This is a genomic window from Leucobacter faecis, from assembly GCF_054456695.2.
Genome location: NZ_JBTJER020000019.1, coordinates 15,645 through 35,280, shown reverse-complemented (window position 1 = coordinate 35,280; position 19,636 = coordinate 15,645). Strand labels below are relative to the sequence as shown.

General features: G+C 65.9%; 14 protein-coding genes and 1 riboswitch. Of the genes, 3 read left to right on the top strand and 11 right to left on the bottom strand.

Features of this window, described 5'->3' with window-relative positions; genetic code table 11:
• Positions 1 to 142: 142 nt before the first annotated feature.
• The 7 genes from ACXR2W_RS13705 to iolC all read right to left on the bottom strand — a co-directional run bounded on the left by ACXR2W_RS13705 (position 143) and on the right by iolC (position 9,155).
• A complete protein-coding gene (locus tag ACXR2W_RS13705) occupies positions 143 to 1,159 on the bottom strand; it encodes a Gfo/Idh/MocA family protein (protein WP_458816843.1) in 1,017 nt (338 codons plus the stop codon).
• Positions 1,160 to 1,339: 180 nt separating this feature from the next.
• Positions 1,340 to 2,266 (bottom strand): sugar phosphate isomerase/epimerase family protein, encoded by a 927-nt coding sequence (locus ACXR2W_RS13700; protein WP_458816845.1) that lies wholly within the window; start codon positions 2,264 to 2,266, stop codon positions 1,340 to 1,342.
• 284 nt (positions 2,267 to 2,550) lie between these two features.
• Positions 2,551 to 4,491, bottom strand: coding sequence for a 3D-(3,5/4)-trihydroxycyclohexane-1,2-dione acylhydrolase (decyclizing) (iolD, locus tag ACXR2W_RS13695; protein WP_458816847.1), 1,941 nt, complete (start codon positions 4,489 to 4,491; stop codon positions 2,551 to 2,553).
• Entirely contained in the window at positions 4,488 to 5,483 is a 996-nt protein-coding gene (iolB, locus tag ACXR2W_RS13690; RefSeq protein WP_458816849.1) for a 5-deoxy-glucuronate isomerase, read from the bottom strand. Before iolB ends, iolD begins: the two co-directional genes overlap by 4 nt.
• 184 nt (positions 5,484 to 5,667) lie before the next feature.
• Complete coding sequence (locus ACXR2W_RS13685; protein WP_458816851.1) at positions 5,668 to 7,197, bottom strand: CoA-acylating methylmalonate-semialdehyde dehydrogenase; 1,530 nt, start codon at positions 7,195 to 7,197, stop codon at positions 5,668 to 5,670.
• 102 nt (positions 7,198 to 7,299) lie between these two features.
• Entirely contained in the window at positions 7,300 to 8,199 is a 900-nt protein-coding gene (locus ACXR2W_RS13680) for a class I fructose-bisphosphate aldolase (protein WP_458816853.1), read from the bottom strand.
• Positions 8,196 to 9,155, bottom strand: a complete 960-nt coding sequence (gene iolC, locus ACXR2W_RS13675) for a 5-dehydro-2-deoxygluconokinase (protein WP_458816855.1) — start codon at positions 9,153 to 9,155, stop codon at positions 8,196 to 8,198. Before iolC ends, ACXR2W_RS13680 begins: the two co-directional genes overlap by 4 nt.
• Positions 9,156 to 9,331: 176 nt before the next feature.
• On the opposite strand from iolC, the gene ACXR2W_RS13670 reads away from it, so the two are divergent.
• On the top strand, positions 9,332 to 10,090 hold the full coding sequence (locus tag ACXR2W_RS13670; RefSeq protein ID WP_458816857.1) for a GntR family transcriptional regulator: 759 nt from the start codon (positions 9,332 to 9,334) through the stop codon (positions 10,088 to 10,090).
• On the opposite strand, the gene ACXR2W_RS13665 is transcribed toward ACXR2W_RS13670, so the two are convergent.
• From ACXR2W_RS13665 to ACXR2W_RS13650, 4 genes are all read right to left on the bottom strand, one after another.
• Positions 10,087 to 11,304: a glycosyltransferase gene (locus tag ACXR2W_RS13665; RefSeq protein WP_458816859.1), complete on the bottom strand. Its 1,218-nt coding sequence runs from the start codon at positions 11,302 to 11,304 to the stop codon at positions 10,087 to 10,089. The two genes, ACXR2W_RS13670 and ACXR2W_RS13665, sit on opposite strands and share 4 nt — an antisense overlap.
• 129 nt (positions 11,305 to 11,433) lie before the next feature.
• On the bottom strand, positions 11,434 to 12,372 hold the full coding sequence (locus tag ACXR2W_RS13660) for a nucleotidyl transferase AbiEii/AbiGii toxin family protein (RefSeq protein WP_458816861.1): 939 nt from the start codon (positions 12,370 to 12,372) through the stop codon (positions 11,434 to 11,436).
• Positions 12,359 to 12,919 carry a type IV toxin-antitoxin system AbiEi family antitoxin domain-containing protein gene (locus ACXR2W_RS13655; RefSeq protein ID WP_458816863.1) on the bottom strand — a complete coding sequence of 187 codons (561 nt, stop codon included), beginning with the start codon at positions 12,917 to 12,919 and terminating at the stop codon, positions 12,359 to 12,361. Before ACXR2W_RS13655 ends, ACXR2W_RS13660 begins: the two co-directional genes overlap by 14 nt.
• 146 nt (positions 12,920 to 13,065) lie before the next feature.
• Positions 13,066 to 14,667 carry an ATP-binding protein gene (locus ACXR2W_RS13650; RefSeq protein WP_458816865.1) on the bottom strand — a complete coding sequence of 534 codons (1,602 nt, stop codon included), beginning with the start codon at positions 14,665 to 14,667 and terminating at the stop codon, positions 13,066 to 13,068.
• 571 nt (positions 14,668 to 15,238) lie between these two features.
• A riboswitch (SAM riboswitch) is annotated at positions 15,239 to 15,351 on the top strand.
• An 18-nt stretch (positions 15,352 to 15,369) separates the two neighbouring features.
• Between ACXR2W_RS13650 and ACXR2W_RS13645 the strand changes: the two genes are divergently transcribed.
• Both ACXR2W_RS13645 and ACXR2W_RS13640 read left to right on the top strand, forming a co-directional pair.
• Entirely contained in the window at positions 15,370 to 15,996 is a 627-nt protein-coding gene (locus ACXR2W_RS13645) for a hypothetical protein (RefSeq protein ID WP_458816867.1), read from the top strand.
• A 105-nt stretch (positions 15,997 to 16,101) separates the two neighbouring features.
• Positions 16,102 to 19,617: a DEAD/DEAH box helicase gene (locus ACXR2W_RS13640; RefSeq protein WP_458816869.1), complete on the top strand. Its 3,516-nt coding sequence runs from the start codon at positions 16,102 to 16,104 to the stop codon at positions 19,615 to 19,617.
• Positions 19,618 to 19,636 lie beyond the last annotated feature (19 nt).

The window sequence follows — 19,636 nt, the reverse complement described above, 5'->3', positions numbered from 1 at the left end:
CGGGAGTGAGAATCAACGGCCAGTGCCTAGCCTGCCAGCCAGTCCCAGACCAGCCAACTTAATACTCACAGCGACTCGCTTCGCTCGCGCAGAATGACGGGGAGGGAAGGCAGAATGACGGGGAGGCGGGTGAGCCGGCTGTTTAGGCGTAGAACGCGGGGCGCTCGGGCGCCTCGACCGGCACGACGCCGCCCTCGTGCATGGCCTTCACGCCTGCCTCGCACGACAGCGCAACCAGGTAACCGTCCCACGCGTTCGGGCCGTCGACCAGGTCGCCGCGGCGCACCGCATCGACCCAGCGCTGAATCTGTGCGTCGTAGGCGGCCGCGAAGCGCGTGACGAAGCTCTCGTGCTCCTTCACGATGAAGTTGCCAGCCTCCCAGCGCTGCATGCCAGCCGGCTGCCCGATCCGGGCGACACCCTGCTCGAAGACGGCCTCGGTGGCAACCTGGTAACCGAAAGCGACGCTCACGTTCATCTCGACGTCGACGAGCACGCCGTTCTCGAGCTCCATGATCACGAGGATCGGCTCCTTGAGTCGCTCGGGGGCGTGCGAGTTACGTCGCGGGTACTTCACCTCGACGCTCACCACGCGCGAGCCCGCGAGCCACGGCACCACGTCAAATTCGTGCACCACCGAGTCGGTGATGAGCATGTCGTTCGTGTAGCTGTCGGGCACCGACGGGTTGCGGTGCAGCGCACGCACCATCAGCAGGTCGCCGCTCGTGCCCGCTTCAACGAGCTCGCGCAGCTGCTGGTACTCCGCGTCAAAGCGACGCATAAAGCCCACCTGAATGTGCGGCTTGTCGAGCTGCTGCTCGAGCTCGAGCACCTCCCAGGAGCTCGCTGAATCCTGCGTCAGCGGCTTCTCGCACAGGATCGGCAGCCGCGCCTCAAGCGCGGGGCGCAGCACCGGCGCGTGAAACTGGCCTGGCACCGCGATGAGCACGGCGTCGAGCGCATCGGCGGCGATGGCCTCTTCGACACTCGCAAACACGAGGGCACCGGGAGCGTTTGCGGCGGCCGCAGCAGCGCGGCCAGCATCGGGCTCAACGACGGCCGAGACACGGGCCCCGGCGATCCGGTGCGTGATGCGCTTAATGTGGTCGGCGCCCATCATGCCAGCGCCGACGACGGCGACGCGCAGTTCGTTAGTCATAGGTAGTTCCTTTGGTATGGATCCTGCGACTCGCTTCGCTCGCGCAGGATGACAGTTTCAGTAACCCGCTCGCGCAGGATGACAGTTTCAGTAACCCGCTCGCGCAGGATGACAATTTCAGTAACCCGCTCGCGCAGGATGACAATTTCAGTAACCCGCTCGCGCGGAGTGACCGGGTGGTTAGCTGATGCGCGCGAGGTGCGTGCAGCCGAAGATGTGCTCGCGGGTGCGCTTGGCGATGGGTGCGGGGGTGTCGACAGAGCAGCCGTACATGTCTTGCTCGACGATCGCGAAGATCTCGGAGTCGATCTTGGCGACGGCCTCGATCACGGGCGCCAGATCGGGGATGCCGTGCGGCGGCTCGATCATGATGCCCTGGCTGACCGCGTCAGCGAACGGGGTGTCGTTCTTCAGCACGTCAAACAGCAGGGTGGGGTCGACCTGCTTGAGGTGCAGGTAGCCGATGCGCTCGGGGCGCTCTTCGATCAGCTTCACGTTGTCGCCGCCGTAGTACGCGAAGTGGCCCGTGTCGAGGCACAGGTTCGTGTAGCGCTCGTCGGTCTCGTCGAGAAACCGCACGACCTCACGGGTGGTGCCGATGTGGCTGTCGGCGTGCGAGTGGAACTGCTGCTTCATGCCAAACTCTTCGAGCAGTGCCTTACCGAGGCGGTCGTGGCCCGCGCCCAGCTTCTTCCACTGCTCGTCGGTGAGCGTGCGCGACTCGAGCACTTCGCTGGTCGCGTCGCTGCGCCACAGGTCTGGGATCACGACGAGGTGTTCGGCGCCGAGCTTTGAGGCGAGACCCGCCACGTTGAGTGCCTGGTCCCAGGCGCGCTGCCACTCGTCTTCGCCCTTGTGAAACCCGGTGAACACGGTGCCGGCCGACAGCTTCAGCCCGCGCTTGCCGAGCTCATCCTCCAGCTGGTGGGGGTCGGTGGGTAGGTAGCCGTAGGGGCCCAGCTCGATCCACTCGTAGCCCGCCTCGACGACCTCGTCGAGAAACCGCTGCCACGGCACCTGCTTCGGGTCGTCTGCGAACCAGACGCCCCACGAGTCGGGGGCGGTGCCAATGCGCAGGCCCGAGTTTTTGGCCAGTTGATCATTCACGATTTAAACTCCATCGTTTGCGCTCATACGTGGCGCGGCCCCTGCGGTCGCACCTTTGATATGACAATAGGCCAAAAGGCCGGATCGTGCCACCCCACACGCCCGCAGCACGCTGCGCACGTACATTTGGGTGCAAATGCCGTGCGCCCCCGCGTGGTTGTCTGGTGACACCAAGACACCGTGCGGCCAAAAGTGGGTGTTATCGGTCCTGATAACACCCACTTTTGGCCGCACGGCACTGATCCGGAGCGCACGGCACTGATCCGGAGCGTACGAACGCGGGCCTAGCCCAGCAGCGACTTCTGAGCCGCGACCTGCTCCTCGTATTCACCGCGAGCGCGCTGCGTCGAGTCGAGCTCAGACACCTGCGGCACCGGCACGTCCCACCAGCCCGCGCCGTCGGGCGCGTAGAGCAGCGGGTCGCTGTTGATGTGAATGAACGTCGAACGATCTGACCCCTTCGCCACCGCCATGGCCGCCTCGAGATCGGTGATCGCGTTCGCGCCGGGCTCGACCTCGATGACGTCCATGCCGTAGCTGCGGGCGTTCATGGCGAGGTCGACGGGCAGAATGTCGTCGCCCTGAAAGTTCTTCGTCTCGGGGTCGTAGGCGCGGTACCAGGTGCCAAAGCGCTCGGAACCCACCGTCTCAGACAGGTGCCCGATCGATGCGTAACCGTGGTTCTGAATCAGGACGACGATGATCTTGATGCCCTCGGCGACCGCGGTCACGAGCTCGGTGTTGAGCATCAGGTACGAGCCGTCGCCCACCATCACGATCACGTCGCGGTCATCGCCGGCCGCCGTGAGGCCGCGCTTGGCGCCCATGCCGCCCGCGATCTCGTACCCCATGCACGAGAACGCGTATTCGACGTGGTAGCCGAGCGGGTCGCGCACGCGCCACAGTTTGTGCAGGTCTCCGGGCAGTGATCCGGCCGCCTGCACGATCACGTCTTGCGGGTCAGACGAGCGCTGCACCGCCCCGATGATCTCGGGCTGGCCGGGCAGGTCGAGGCCCGAGGGCTCGAACGCCTGGTCGACGAGCGCGTCCCACTCCGCCTTCAGCGCGGCAATGCGCTCGGCATAGGCAGGTTCGACACGCAGGTCGCTCTCGGAGCCTTCACCCTGGGCACCGATCAGCTCGACGAGCATCTCGCGGGCGTCGGCCACGACAGCGATCTGCGTGCCGTGCTTATACGCGTCAAACGACGCGACGTTGATGTTCACGAACTTCACGCCCGGGTGCTGAAACGCGGTGCGCGAAGACGTGGTGAAGTCGCTGTAGCGGGTGCCAATACCGATGATCACGTCGGCCTCTGCCGCCATGCGGTTCGCCGCGAGGGTGCCGGTCGCGCCCACGCCGCCGAGGTACTGCGGGTGATCCCACGCGAGCACGCCGCCGCCCGCCTGCGAGGTACCGACCGGGATTCCGGTCGCCTCGACGAACTCGCGCAACTGCGCTTCGGCGTCGGAGTACAGCACGCCGCCGCCCGCGATGATCATGGGCCGCTTCGCGCCGCGAATCGCTTCGAGCGCCTGCGCGAACGCGTCGCGGTCGGGCCGCGGCCGCCTGATGCGCCACTCGCGCGGCTGCAAGAACTCTTCGGGCACGTCCATCGCCTCGGCCTGCACGTCCTCGGGCAGCGCGATGGTCACGGCGCCGGTCTCTGCCGGGTCGGTGAGCACGCGCATCGCGGCGAGCGCGATCGAGAACAGCTGCTCGGGGCGCTGCACGCGATCGAAGAACTTCGACACGGGCCGAAACGCGTCATTGACCGTGAGGCCAATGTCGTGGGGCTGCTCAAGCTGCTGCAGCACCGGATCAGCAACCCGGGTCGCAAACGTGTCGCTGGGCAGCAGCAATGCGGGCAGGCGGTTGGTGGTCGCGAGCGCGGCACCCGTCAGCAGGTTGGTCGCGCCGGGGCCGACCGAGGCGGCCGAGGCGTAGGTGCCGCGGCGGCGATGCATGCGGGCGTAACCGACCGACTGGTGCACCATCGCCTGCTCGTTGCGGGCCTGGAAGTAGGGCATCGCGTCGGGGTTGAGGGCGTTGGCCTGCTTCAGCGCCTGGCCGATGCCGGCGACGTTGCCGTGACCGAAGATGCCAAACATGCCGGGAATCGTGCGCTCACGAATCTCGTTGCCCTGGGCGTCGCGGTCCACGGTCCACTGGTTGGCGAGAAATTCGACCAGCGCCTGGCTGACCGTCATGCGGCGGGTGTTCATCGGGTCTCCTCGGAAGTTTCGGGGGTGGTGCCGTAGGGCAGGCGCGAGTCAAACTCTTGCCCCTCCCATGTGTCGCGCACCCAGCCGTGGGCCGGGTCGTCGCTAATCAGCCAGCTGCGCTCGGGGTCGGGGCCGGCCATCACGTTCAAGTAGTACATGTCGTAGCCGGGGGCTGCCACAGCAGGGCCGTGGTAGCCGTGGGGCACGAGGGCGACGTCGCCGGTGAACACCCGGGCGTCAATGTCGATGGGGCCCGCGGGAGACGAGTAGGTGCTGAACATGCCAAAGGCGTGCTCCTCGCTCACCTCGGCGGGGGCGCCCTTCGTCGGCGCGACCTCGAAGTAGTAGATCTCTTCAAGCTCTGACTCGTGGCCGGGCAGGTGCTCGTCGTGCTTGTGAGGCGGGTACGACGACCAGTTTTCAGACGGCGTGATCACCTCGACGACGATAAACCGGGCCGCGTCGAGCGACTCCTTGCGGCCAAAGTTGTGCACCTGGCGGCTCGAGGCGCCCGCGCCGCGCAGCTCGACGGGCACCTCTTCCACCGGCATGTACGCCGACGGGCGCACGATGTCGGTGGGAGAGGTCGCCACGAGAAAGCGGGTCTCGCCTGCGGTGCGGGCGGTGACGGTTGCCTGGCTTGCGGCCGAGAGGTAAAGCACATCGGTGGGGCCATCAAACACCGAACGGCGGCCCGCGAGCACGGTCGTCTCGGGAGCACCAGTGGTGTCGCCAGCCTGCCCGCTAGCGACAGTCGAGTCAGCGGCAGCGACACCGTGTGTGACCTCGAACGACCCCGACAGCGGCACGACCAGCCGCTCTACGCCGGTGCCCGCGAGCTCGATCGACTCGCCCTCGACAAGGCGGGCGACCCGCAGGCCAGTGTGCGCCCAGCCGGGGGTGCGCTCGTCGACGACGGTCTCCCAGCCAGCCTCGGCGAGTGCGCCGCGGCAATGAAACCAGCGCTCGGCCTGCGTTGCCTGCTCAGTCATGTGCTTCTACCTCTCGTTACTGCTTGCTGGTCTGGATCCTGCGACTCGCTCCGCTCCCGCAGGATGACGGGGTGGGCTGCTCCCGCAGGATGACGGGGTGGGCCGCTCCCGCAGGATGACGGAGGGGGTCACCACTTCTACGTCATCCTGCGCGAGGCACGAGTCGCAGGATCCAGGGTGATGCTTAGTCGTTCTGGGGGAAGCCCAGGTTGATGCCGCCGTGCTTGGCCGGGTCGAGCCAGCGGCTCGTGATCGCCTTCTCGCGGGTGAAGAAGTCGAAGCCCTGCACGCCGTACGCCTTCGCGTCACCGAACAGCGACGCCTTCCAGCCACCGAACGAGTGGTACGCGACCGGCACGGGAATCGGCACATTGATGCCCACCATGCCCACGTGGATCTCGTGCTGGAACCGGCGCGCAGCGCCACCGTCGTTCGTGAAGATCGCGGTGCCGTTGCCGAACTGGCCCGAGTTGATGAGCGAGACGCCCTCTTCAAACGACTCCACGCGTACGACCTGCAGCACCGGCCCAAAGATCTCTTCGGTGTAGGCGCGCGAGTCGGTCGACAGGTTGTCGATCAGGGTCGGGCCAAAGAAGAACCCGTCCTCGTGACCGTCAACCTGGCAGTTGCGGCCGTCGACGACGATGCGGCCACCGTCGGCCTCGGCGATGTCGACGTAATTCGACACCTTCGCGCGGTGCTCGGCGGTGATCAGCGGGCCCAGATCCGGCTCACGCGTCGAGCCGTCAGCGCCGGTCGCGCCGTTGCCCACGACGAGATTCGCGATGCGCTCTTCGATCTTGCTGATCAGCTCGTCAGCGACGGGCTCGACCGCGAGCACGACCGACAGCGCCATGCAGCGCTCGCCCGCGGCGCCGTAGCCGGCGTTGATTGCCTGGTCAGCGACGAGGTCGAGGTCGGCGTCGGGCAGCACGAGCATGTGGTTCTTCGCGCCACCGAGCGCCTGCACGCGCTTGCCGTTCTTGGCGGCGGTCTCGTAGATGTACTGCGCGATGGGGGTCGAGCCGACGAACGAGATCGACTGCACCTCGGGGGCGTTCAGCAGGCCATCGACGGCCTGCTTGTCGCCGTTGAGCACGGTGAAGACGCCGTCGGGCAGGCCCGCTTCCTTCCACAGCTCTGCCATCCAGATCGCGGCCGAGGGGTCCTTCTCTGAGGGCTTCAGAATGACAGCGTTGCCCGCGGCGATCGCGATGGGGAAGAACCACATCGGCACCATGACAGGGAAGTTGAAGGGCGAGATGATGCCGACGACGCCGAGCGGCTGCTTCAGCGTGTAGACGTCGATGCCGGTCGAGACGTTCTCTGAGAAGCCGCCCTTGATGAGGTGCGGAAACCCGGTTGCGAGCTCCACGACCTCCTGGCCGCGGGCGATCTCGCCCATCGCGTCCGAGAGCACCTTGCCGTGCTCCTCGGTGACGATCGCGGCGAGTTCGGTCTTCTTGTTGTTCAGCAGCTCACGGAACTTGAAGATCACTGCCTGGCGGCGCGCCATCGACAGCGCGCTCCAGGTCTCGAAGCCCTTCTGGGCCGACGCGATCGCCGCTGCGATCTCGTCGTCGTTTGCGAGCGCAACCTCGCGCACGACCTCTCCGGTGGCGGGGTTGTGTACGGGCGCGGTGCGGCCCGACGTCGACTCGCTGCGCGCGCCATCGATCCAGTGGGGAACGACGGTGACGTTCTCGGTGCTCATAATCTGTGCCTCTCTGTCGAGTGAATTTTGGTGGGTGCCGGATCGCGCCTACAGGGGGCGGGGCGCCGGGTGGGCGCGATCCGGAAGTTGTTGGGAAGAGACCTACGCGAGGCCAGTATGCACGAGCCGGGCCGCGGTGTCGACGGCCTGTGCAACGTCGCCGGTGGCGGGGTAGAGCAGCGTGCGCCCGACCGTCAGGCCGCGCACGCCGGGCAGCGCGAGGGCCGCCTCCCACGACGCGAACGTCTCGTCGGGGTCACCGCCGTTGTCGCCGCCGAGCAGCAGCGTCGGCATCGTGGTGGCCTCCATGACGCGCTCCATCTCGGGCACGACGGGCAGCTTCATCCACGTGTACGCGCTGGAGTTGCCGAGGCCCGACGCGATCGCGGTCGACAGGATCACGGCGTCGGCGGTGAGGTCGTTCGCAACCTTGCCGTCGAGGCGGCGGCTCATGAACGGCTCGAGCATAATGGGCAGCCCGGCGGCCGCGGCATCGTCGACGGCGCGGGCCGTCGCTTCGAGGGTCGAAGCGGTGCCAGCATCGTTTAGGTCGACGCGAATGAGCGTCTTCGCGAAGTCGAGCCGGTCGCGCACCATCGAGTCGATGTCGTAGGCCGTGTAGCGGTCGTCGAGCTCGAAGCTCGCGCCGCGCAGGCCGCCGCGGTTCATGGAGCCCACGACGATCTTGTCGTCGAGCAGGCCCATCGCCGCGAGGTCGTCGATGATGTCGGGGGTGCCGAGCACGCCGTCGACGCCGGGGCGTGACAGTGCGATCGCCATGCGCTCGAGCAGGTCGTAGCGGTTAGCCATCGCGGTCGGGTTTGCACCGACCGCGACCGCGCCGCGGGCCGGGTGGTCGGCGGCGACGATGAAGAGCCTGCCGTCGCCCTGAATCACGTCGCGACGCTTGCGGGTCGCAAGCTTCTCGGCGATCGCGGCGGGGTGTGCGGCGCGCAGTTCGCGCAGCGAAGCAAAGTCGAGCGGTGAGCGTTCGAGCGTCATGCGGCCGATCCCTTCAGGATTTCTTCGATCTCTTGCGCGGTGGGCATCGCCGTCGAGCACTCCAGGCGGGTCGCGACGAGCGCGCCGGCCACGTTGGCGAACTTGAAGATGCGCTCGAGGTCCCAGCCCTCGAGAAGGCTGTGGCACAGCGCGCCACCAAACGCGTCGCCCGAGCCGAGCCCGTTGACCACATCAACGAAGTAGGGCGGCACCTCGACGCGCTCGTCGCGCGTCTTGGCCATGACGCCCTTGGGGCCCTGCTTCACGATCGCCAGCTCGACACCGCGCTCGAGCAGCGCATCTGCCGCACGATCTGGTTCAGTCTCGCCGACGGCGACCTCGCACTCCTCCTTGTTACCCACGGCAACGGTGACCCCCTCGAGAGCCTGAGCGACCTGGGCGCTCGCCTCCTCGGGGTGCTCCCAGAACATGGGACGGTAGTCGAGATCGAGGATCGTGTGCGAGCGGCGGCCGCGCGCCGCGAGCGCCGCGTGGTGCGCCGCCCGGCTCGGCTCTTGGCTCAGGCCCGTGACCGTGAGCCACAGGATCTTCGCGGCCCGGATCCCTTCTGCGTCGAGATCCTCGGGCGCGATTTCGAGATCCGGAGCCTTGGGCTCGCGGTAGAAGTAGAGCGGAAAGTCGTCGGGCGGAAAGATCTCGCAGAACGTGATGGGCGTCTTGTACTGCGGGTCGGTCTTGACCTCGCGGGGGTCGACGCCGAGGCGGTCGAGTTCGCGCAGTAGGTACTTGCCGAAGGGGTCGTCACCGACGCGCGAGATCAGTGCGCTCTTGTGGCCGTACTTGGCCGCGGCCACCGACACGTTGGCCGCGCTGCCGCCGAGGTACTTGCCAAAGCTCGTCACGTCTTCGAGGCCGACACCTCCCTGCAGAGGGTAGACATCGACGCCGAGGCGTCCCATTACGAGCACGTCATCAGGACGTCGTTGTTCCGACATTCAGCCGCCGCCTTTCCTTGCGCGTTACGACGCCAGGTGCGTCGCTGCATTTGTCCTAACAATAGCACGAATGACGCGTTGTGCCTCAAGATCACACACATTCGCTGTAATGTTGTCAGTACAATGCATGAAAACGGGCCGCCCGACGTCGCGCTGGTCCACTCAAGGAGCACCTTATGAGCACCGAGCCAGTGTGGCCCGCAGAGCTATTCACCGATCTTGACCGCACCGGCCCTGTGCCGCTGTACTACCAGATCTCGAGTCGCCTCGAACGGGCGATTCGCAACGGCACGATTCCGTCGGGGGCACGCCTCGAGAACGAAATCTCGATTGGCGAGAAGCTGGGGCTATCGCGCCCCACCGTGCGGCGGGCGATCCAGGAGCTCGTCGACAAGGGGCTGCTGGTGCGCCGCCGTGGCATCGGAACGCAGGTGGTGCAGGCGCGAGTGAGTAGGCCCGTCGAGCTGACGAGCCTGCATGAGGATCTCAGCCACACCGGCATGCGGCCGACCACGCGCGTGCTGTCACTTGAACGTGTGGCGGCCGACGCCGAGACCGCGCAGCGCCTCAACGTAGAGGTGGGCACCGAGGTCACACGCATCAGGCGAGTGCGCAGCGCCGACGGCACCCCCATGGCGGTGCTCGAGAACCTACTACCGCCCGAGTTTGCCGACATTACGGCCGAGCAGCTTGAGCGCCAGGGGCTCTACGAGATGCTGCGCGCCCGCGGTGTGACCATCAAGATCGCTAACCAGACGATCGGTGCGCGACGCACCCAGGGCGACGAGCACGAGCTGCTCGACATCGCCAAGGGCAGCCCGCTACTGACGATGGACCGCGTGGCGTTCGACCAGGGTGGCCGGGTCATCGAGGCGGGGCACCACTGCTACCGCCCCGACCTCTACTCGTTCTCGACAACCCTCGTCGCTCGCTAGATCGCGGCGTACGTCTCGATGAGCCGCTCGGCCGACGCGGCCCAGCTACTTTCGAGCGCGTGCGCACGCGCCGCCTGGCCCATACGGGCGAGGCGGTAGGCATCGCCCAGCAGCTGCGCGATCTCGGTCGCCCACATCTGCGGGTCATCGCCGGTGACGAGCACACCCGTCTCGCCGTCGATCACGGCCTCCCGCAGGCCTCCCGTGGAGCGCGCGATCACGGGCACGCCCGATGCGGCAGCCTCGAGCGCCACGAGCCCAAAGGTCTCAGAGTGCGACGGGACGACCATGACCGCAGCCGAACGAATGCGCTCTGACAGCTCAGAGCGCCGCAGCGCGCCATCAAACGCGGTGGTGCCGAGCATGCCGTGGCGGGCGGCCGCCTCGTGCAGGCCGCGCGCGTAGTCGTCACCGTCGGGCGGTGGTGCCCCGACGACGCGCAGCACGGGCCGCGAGGCCTCTGGCAGCAGCGCCATCGCCTCGATGATCAGGTCGAAACCCTTGAGCGGGTGCAACCGGCCGACCATGATCACCTCGGGTCGGCCGCCGCGGCCGATCCAGTCACGCTGCTCGGCGCACTCGCGGGTGGCGCACGGGTAAAAAAGCTCGGTGTCGACACCCAGGGCGACCACGCGTACTCGATCCGGATCCCCTCCCAGCCGCTCGATCACCGTCTGGCGCTCGGCCTCGCTCACCGCGATCACGAGATCGGCTTCGCGGGCGAGCAGTTTCTCACCGGCCAGACGGCCGGGAGATTCGGGCCGCTCGCCGTCGGTGAGCGGCGAGTCGGCCTCGGCGGCGATGGAGTGATAGCTCTGCACGAGCGGGATCCCGCGGCCGCGGGCGACCGACAGGGCGGCGATGCCAGAGAACCAGTGCTCGGCGTGCAGCAGGTCGACGCTGTCGCCCTCGAGAGCCTTGTCGAGCTGGTGCCCAAAGTCGTCCATCACGCCTTCGTGCTCGCCCTTCGCGAGCAGCCGGGCGGGGCCGGCGTCGAGGTGAATCACCACAAGCCCGGGCTCCACTTCGACGCGGGCGGGGGATTCTTCGTCACTGCGGCGTGTGTAGATGCGCACGTCGTGCCCCGCGCGGGCAAGCGCTTCGGCCTGAGCGCGCACGACCACGTTCATGCCGCCCGCGTCTTTGGTACCCGGAATGTCGAGCGGAGACGTGTGCAGCATCACAAAACCGATCGTCAACGCTGCTGAGTTCATAGCCTCCAGCGTATCTGGTGCGCGCCGGTGCCGGTGCGACGCTCTCTGTGGGCGTATTGGGCGGGGCGCCGCCCGGGTGCAACTTCCAGCGGCAGACGCACACCCCAATTCCCGCTCATGTTTGAGTGGTCAGTGCAGCGTAAGCAGCCATTCGTTGAGTTCGACAACCGAGTCTTCCAGATCAAGCGCGACTCCCGCAGACCCTGCGGCGTCGGCATAGCTCTCGCGCCAATGGGGATGAGCTGTCAACATCGTTGGCCATATCCTCGGCGGCATGCCTGCGACTTCCGCTTCGACCGCTCGTGCAGTGAAGATGTCCATCACCGCGTTTCGGATCTCCCCCAGCGCAGGGTGCCCGGTGCGAGTCGTGAGGTCGCGCAGCAACAGCAGATCTACAACGTCACGAGCCCGGTCATTAACCAGGCGCGGCGGATCGTGCGGGTCAGTGCTAGCGTGGATCTTCTGGGCAATTTGGTACGCCATCGACAGGCCGATGAGTCGATCTGGGGTCGGCAGGCCGAACCCCGCGAGTGATGGTGAGGGTATCTCTTCCGGTCGAGCACCAGCACCGCCCTCGTCGTGCGAGATCTCAACCTTCACGCGTCGCCACGTCACACCCTTGAAGGTGACCTTGATGTCGAAGCGACGAGGATTCACAATCCGGGCAGGAACCACGATCTCTTCCAGCACCTCACCGCGCGTCATCACGAGTGGACCCCAGGGATGGGCCAGCGCAGCGTCGAGCTTTTGCAGGAAGTCGTCGAGGTCTCCACGTACGAGGCCGTCGATGTCCTGTGTCGTACGGGACATCCCTGGCAGGCGGTACTGCAGCATCGTCCCACCCTTGAGTAGGAACAGTGAGCGCCCGTCTTCATCAACGGCACGTTGCAGCGCGGCGGTCACGACGGTGGCTGCAACGAGCCACCCGAGTCGCGGCCCGTATGAATCGAGACGGTCGCGTGCTTGCGCAATCCAGCCGTCGAGCACACGAGCGTTGGTGGGTTCCTTATCCTTGGGGTCCAAGTTCTTCAACGAAGCCGCAAAGTTCTCCACGTCATCGGCGTCCATCTCGCTCCTCCAGTGTGCGCACGAGTTCGATCTGCCGCTCGGGGTCGAGCTGCCCGCCTCGCCCAGCACGGTCAATCGCTTGTCTCAATAGATAGGTGGGCACACCGGACCGAATACACTGAGCAATCGTCGTCGGCACGTCAGTAACGGGCAATTCCTGCCACCACGTGACCTCCCCCGGCACAATGTCTTCGTAATGGATGATGTAGCCGTCGCCGCCAGTGCGGCGCAATCGACGTCCCCGAGGGACCGTGAGATGGATGCGCGCCGGGTTGATGTCCGAGATTTCCCAGGCTTGCAGCGCCGTATCGTGACTCAGCACCGCACCATCGACGCCCGACCAGAGCAGTGCGAGGCGATACTGGTCGAACTCGGTTACGGGAATCTGCGGCACCCGATACACGCCGTGCCCTGCTCTGAACAATCGCCCCCGCGTCACCATCTTCGACAGATCGGCGTGCGTGATGCCTTCGCCAAGCGCCTCGGCCGTCGTGACATACCCATGCTGATCCATCGCGATCTCGCGCAATACATCGAGCTTAGTCACTGTAGACATGTCAAAACCTTACCAAAAAGGAAAGGTTTTGACACTACTTCGGTACGAGGGCGTAACGGGAGGAGCATCGAGCCGACCGGCCCCGACACCTCACTCTGACGGGGAGTGTGACCGCATAATGCCCTATGCCGCCGACATTATCGCCCCAGTCGATACACCGTGCGCTTTCGGCCCTGGCCTCCGACCATCTCGACGTCGCCGCTGCGCAGCGCTTTGTTGAGCGAGTACCGCACCTGCCCCACCGTGAGCCCCAGCGCCAACTGGAGTTCCTTCACGGTCACCTCGCCCGCGCGTGCGATCGCCGCCAGCACCGCGGCATCGTTGCCACCGCCCTGAATGGCGGGGCGCTGCGGCTCATGGCGATCCGGATCAACCCAATGCACCGCGGGGCCAGGCTCTTGAGCGCCCTTGGTCGCGGGTGATTGAGCAGTCGTTTCTGCGGCCGTATGGGCCGCGACCCCACTGGGGCGCGGGGTCGCATCGCGGGGCAGCTCGCCTGCGACGGGGAGCCACAGGGTGGCCTTAAACTGCACGCCGGTGTTGGTGAGCGAGGGGGTCGGCAGACCGTATTCACTCGCGGCGCGAAACACTTCGCGAATGCCGCCGCCTTCGCCCTCGATGACGAACGCGTCGTCTGCAGTGCGCAGCTTTTGCGCGATGCCATAAAGCCGCTGGTTGACGGCGGCCTGCGCGTGGTCCTCGCTCTCGAGCTGGTCGAGAGAGACCCCGCGCAGCCCGCCGGGGCTGACGATGAACAGCGCCCGCGGCGTGAGGCGCACCTGAACCTGTTTGCCGATACCGAGGGTGTTGGGGCTGAGATCACGGTGCACGAGCGCGTTGGCGAGTAGCTCTCGAACCGCACTGAGGGGCAATTGTGGGCGCTCGCCCATGTGTCCGTCGGCGCGGTAGAAGCGTGTGGCCACAATATTCTGCTCACACCAGACCATCAGTTCGTCGAGCAGCACCGGCACCGGACCAGTGAAATGTTTGAGGTCGCGGGTACGCTCGCCCCGGTCGTTGCTCGGCAGCTGCACCGCGGCCGTCACGGTGAGGCTCGGATACTGCCCCTGAGGGTAATCCCCCAGTGCATAAAGCCCAGCCAGGGTCGGCTCCCCCGATGCCGTGACAACGCCGGTGCGACGCAGAATCTCGGCGTCGGTGCGCTCGCTGAGTCGCCGGTCGCGGCTGCGCGCAGCGCGGAGGTACTGTGCGACGAGCTCGGGCACGAGATCTTCTGCGGTCACGCCGGGTACGGGCTGCAGGTCATAGTTGTCGGGGGTCTGCAGCAGCGCTTTCTCGACCTCGATCATGCGCAGGTCGTGTTCGTGCATCACAAAATCACCGTCAGCCTGCCGCAGGTAGGCCCTGCCCTGGTAGACCGCTGGCCGGTCGGCGAGCCGCAACGGGGTCACCTCAACCACCACCACCTGCTTGCCGTCTACCGCGACCGAGTAGGTGTCGAGGTGCGGGGCGGGGTCGATCGCCGACCGCGCCTGGTTGACGATGCCGGCTTCCATCGCTGCTGGATCAGCGACCCCGACAACTGTGAAGTTTGACGCCTCGTCGATGCCGAGCAGCATCACGCCACCCTCAGGCATGTTTGCAAACGCGCAGATGGTGCTGGCCGCCGCCTCGGGCACGCCACCAGCCGCCCGCTTCACTTCTACCGACGTAGTGTCGCCCCGGTGCACCCGCAGGGTGTCCAGAAGCTCTAGGATGCGGCCTTCGTTCCAGGTCATACTGCAAGAGTACAACTCTAAGTGCAACTTTTATAGTATGAATTGCAGTTTGCCAGTTTGAATCTGCAGTTTGAGTTGCACTTTGCTCATTTAAGGCCCGCCCGCGACCCTCTAATGGCCCGGTTTAGCCGACTTTATGCATAGTTATAACACTCAACTCACACCCTTGAGTTGAGTGTTATAACTATGCATAACTTTGAAGCCAACGCCTCGTGCGAGAAGCAAAATTCACCCGAAGTCAAGCCCCGCACGCCACCCGAAGTAGCGTGAAAACTCCAGATAAGCGAACAAATCGTTCGTACAAATGATCAGTAGTCAAGAGCGGCAAGCAGCGCGGCACCCTCACATTTCTAAAGAGCCCAACAACCTCATAAATCGGCTTAATCGACCTCCGCAAACACGGCACTGCGCTCGTTTATGCCAGATTTATGCATAGTTATAACACTCAACGCACACCCTTGAGTTGAGTGTCATAACTATGCATAACTTTGAAACTTTGCGCCCAGCATCGGGCCTCCGAGAACGCACCTGCCTGCATGTACACCGCCCAAACTTCTGCTACGCTGGGCGTGCTCTCGAGCTGCAGCGCTAAGTACCTGGCTAGCTGCACGGCAACCCTCCTCACTGAGCGGGGTGCCCCAGGGGAAGAGCCGGCAGGCCCAAAAGGGCCCGCAAGTCAGTTTCTCTTCACGGAGGTGACCCGTGTCCATTCACGGAATCCAAAACCAGCCCACAAACCCCGGCACCAACCCCGGCACCGGAGTGCACGCTTCACACGCCAGCATCACCCTCATCGGTAACGACGGCACCGAGCACGGCACCCCCGCCCTGCCCGCCGCACACCCTGACCCGCAGCCCGAGTTGCCGCCGGTGCGGCTCACGTGCGCCGCAGGCTGCGCGTGCTGGCGCGCGATCGAGAGCGGCCAGACACCTTCTCGGAGCCTCGAAGCCGACGAGCTGCTGAGCTGGCTCGTCGCACTGAAGGGCCCGCTGCGCAGCGGCCTCGCGCACAACCGCATGTACCATCACATTCGCACGACGCAGCCCGCGTCGCCGCTCAACGTGGGGTACGTCGGCATCGCGCGCGGGCTCGCCGCGTTTGGCGTGACGCCCACGCACTACAGCGCCCTGCACGACGCGTTCAGGCGCCTCCGCCCGGATCGTGTGGTGGCGGCGCTCGGCGGCGAGCGCGCGGCCAACGCGCACGGCATCAGGTTCGTGACGCATGAGAAACTGCCCGAGACACCCCTGCTCAAGTGGGTCGAGTTCTGCCCGCTGCTCTGGCAGGAGGACGGCCCGGTCGCGTCTGCCCTGCTGGCGACGCAATAACCCGCGGCTCCGGATCAGTGCGGGGTCGCACTGATCCGGAGCCCGTCGCGCGGTGTTGCGTACCGTGCTTGACACGGTGTCAGTGGCATGGTGAACACTGAAGATATGGACGTCACAGCAGATGCACTCTCGATCGCGAAGCAGGTCGCTTCGCGCAGCGTGCTCAGTCAGGCGATTGCGATCATCGCTGAGCGTCGCGTGGTTACGCGCAGCGTCGAGGAGTTCGACGACGGGTTTAATGCCACCGGCGTCGTATCGCTCAGCCGTGCTCGGGCCACCGCTGAGGTTGCTGCTGAGGTGGGCGTTGATTTTGCGCCCAGCGAGGACGAGGCGCACGAGTTTGATGACATCGTGGACTATCGCTCGGGTACCGCGGGCGTTACCTACGGCTGCTCGTGCGCGTTCTTGCCCGAGGGTGCACAGTATTACGACGATGACGGTGGGCCGTGCGCGCACTCGGTTGCCCTGCTGCTGCAGACATTCAGCGCACACGGCCCGGGAGCCCAGAAACCCAGGGTGCCTCTGCACCTGCCCGCGCGCGTCCAGGCGCCCGCCCCGCGCCTGTCTGGCTGGGCGCACGAACTCGACACCGCGCTGCCCGCGCCGCGCCGCGAGGTGCGGGCAACGCTGTGCCTGTTTATTACGGCGCTGCAGCCATCGTCGTCACGACTGTACAGTCACGACGCGGCGACGCTGTCGATGCGTCCAGGTATTCTCGGGTCGCGAGGCAAGTGGATTCGCGGCTCGGCCAAGTGGAGCAACGTTGAGCAGTTGGGTGGTTCACGCGAGGCCACCCGCGCGCTCGTGCGCATTCGGGCGGTCGCTGAGCGCTACTCCACGTACTATTCAACGAACGACTGGCTCGACCTGTCGCGTGCGCCGGGTGATGCACTGTGGGCGACGCTGCGCGATGCCGCCAAAGCGATCGCGATCGTGTCGGCGGGCGCGAACCAGCGGCCGGTCACATTTCTCGACGGCGTGGGCAAGGTCGAGGGGCTCGTGTCGCGGCAGGGCGACCACCTCGAGATCACGGCGCGTCTGAGCATCGGGGCCGCGGGTGGGCGGGGCCCGGGCGCTGACGATGCTGGTGATGATGCCGGTGCCAGCGGAACTGCCGGTGCCGCGAACAGCGACGAAAATCATGTAACAGAGCACCCCTGGTGGATCGGCACGCCCACCGCCGCGTTCGCGCTCATCGAGCAGCCCTCGGCAGCCAATGAACGCATTACCATCGCGAAGCTCGTCGATCCGCTCACTCAGGTGGGCCGCAAGCTGCTCGCCATGCCTGAGCCGCTCGTTATTCCCGAATCCGAGCGCGCGGCGTTCGAAGACGAGTACCTGCCGCGACTGCTGGCCGAGCTGCCCCTTGCCTCCCCCGACGACAGCTATACGATTCCCCAGCCTGCAGCGCCCACGCTGCGCCTCGAGATCACTTACGAGACCGCTGGTGCCGGGCGGGCACGCGGCCCCGACGGTGCACGCCAGACCCGCCTGGCCTGGAAGTGGCACCGGCCAGACCGGTTTCCGCGCGATCCGGCACTCGAACGACCGATCCTGGCCGCGCTACGCGAGACCCTGCTCAAGACGCTGCCCGAGAGCATCGCAGATCTCGTGTGCCCCGATCTGACGTTCCCCCCTGGGTTAGGGTTCCCAGAGGAGCCAGGCAGCGATACTTTTGCGCCACCCCGGTCGAGCCTCAACCAGACACAGAGTGTGCAGTTTGTGACCGAGGCGTTGCCCGGCATACGCGAGATCGACGGTGTCGAGGTCATCGAGCACAGCGAGACCCCCAATTATCAGGCGCTCGACACGGTGCCCAAGGTCGACATTCGCGCGCAAGAGTCGGGCGACTGGTTCGACCTGCACGTGTCGGTGCAGGTCGAGGGTGAGATCGTCGAGTTTGCGTCCTTGTTCACTGCCCTCACCCTGGGCGACGCACTGTTCGTGCTACCGAGCGGCAAGTACTTCTCGCTCATGTCGCCAGAGTTCGACAAGCTACGCGAGATCCTCAATGAAGCCCGCGCGCTCGTCGACGGCGACAAGGCACGCTTTAGGGAGGGCGTGCGCGTCAACCGACACAATATCGACCTGTGGAACGACCTGCGCGAGCTCGGCATCGTGGCCGCGCAAGAGGCCGACTGGTGGCTGGCCATGCAGTCACTCGGCCCAAACGCCGAGATCCCGCGCGTGACCAAGCCCAAGGGCATCAACGCGACGCTGCGCGACTACCAAGAAGACGGGCTCGCGTGGCTGCACTTTCTACGCGCCCACGGCCTCGGCGGCATTCTCGCCGACGACATGGGGCTCGGCAAGACACTGCAGACCATCGCCATGATGGAGCTGGCCCGCGAAGAAGACCCCCAGATGCCGCCGTTTTTGGTGGTGGCGCCGACCAGCGTCGTGAGCAACTGGGCGAGCGAGTGCGCCCGATTCGCCCCGGCCATGCAGGTCGCCACCATCACGGGCATGGAGGGCAAGCGGGGTGCCCCGCTCGCCGACGCCGTGCACGGCGCCAACGTGGTCGTCACCAGCTACGCCCTGTTTCGCGGCGAAGCCGAAGCGTACCGCGACCTCGAATGGTCGGGGCTCATTCTCGACGAGGCGCAGCAGATCAAGAACTTCGCCTCCCACGGCCACCGCGCCGCGCGCATGCTCGGTGCCCCGTTTACGCTCGTCGTCACGGGCACCCCGCTCGAGAACAACCTGCTCGAGCTGTGGGCGCTCACCTCGCTCGCCTGCCCGGGCTTGCTCGGCAACCGCGCCAAGTTCACTGAGTTCTACCGCACCCCGATCGAGAAGCAACAAAACCCCGAGCGCCTCGCGCTGCTGCAGCGCCGGCTGCGGCCCTTTCTGCTGCGCCGCACCAAAGACCTCGTCGCCAAAGAACTGCCACCCAAACAAGAGCAGGTCATCGAGGTCGAGCTGCACCCCAGGCACCGCAAACTCTACGACCTGCGGTTTCAACGCGAACGACAAAAGATCTTGGGGCTCGTCACAAACATGGAGGCGAACCGGTTTCAGATATTCAAGTCGCTCACCATGCTCAGGCAGCTCGCCCTCGACCCCGCGCTCGTCGAACGCCACGAAAGCAAAGCAAGCCAAGCAAGCACCGTCCCGTCGGCGAAGCTTGAGGCGCTCGTCGAACTGCTCACCGAGGCCGCCGACGAGGGGCACCGCGTGCTCGTGCTCAGCCAGTTCACCCGGTTCTTGGGGTCAGCCCGCGACCGTGCCGAAGCGGCGGGGCTAATGTCTTGCTACCTCGACGGGTCCACCACCAACCGCGGCGAAGTGATCGACGAGTTTCGCACCGGTGACGCTCCCGTGTTCTTTGTCTCGCTCAAGGCCGGAGGTTTCGGCCTCAACCTTGTCGAGGCCGACTATGTGGTGCTGCTCGACCCGTGGTGGAACCCGGCCGTCGAGGCACAAGCGATCGACCGCACCCACCGCATCGGGCAAGAGCGCCCCGTGTTCGTGTACCGCCTCGTGGCGGCGAACACGATCGAGAAGAAGGTGATCGCGCTGCGCGAGTCAAAGGCCGAGCTCTTTGGCCGGGTACTCGACGGTGGCGGGGCGAGCCCCGGCACGATCTCGGCAGACGACATCCTCGACCTACTCGGTTGAAGCCGCGTTACAGGTTTAC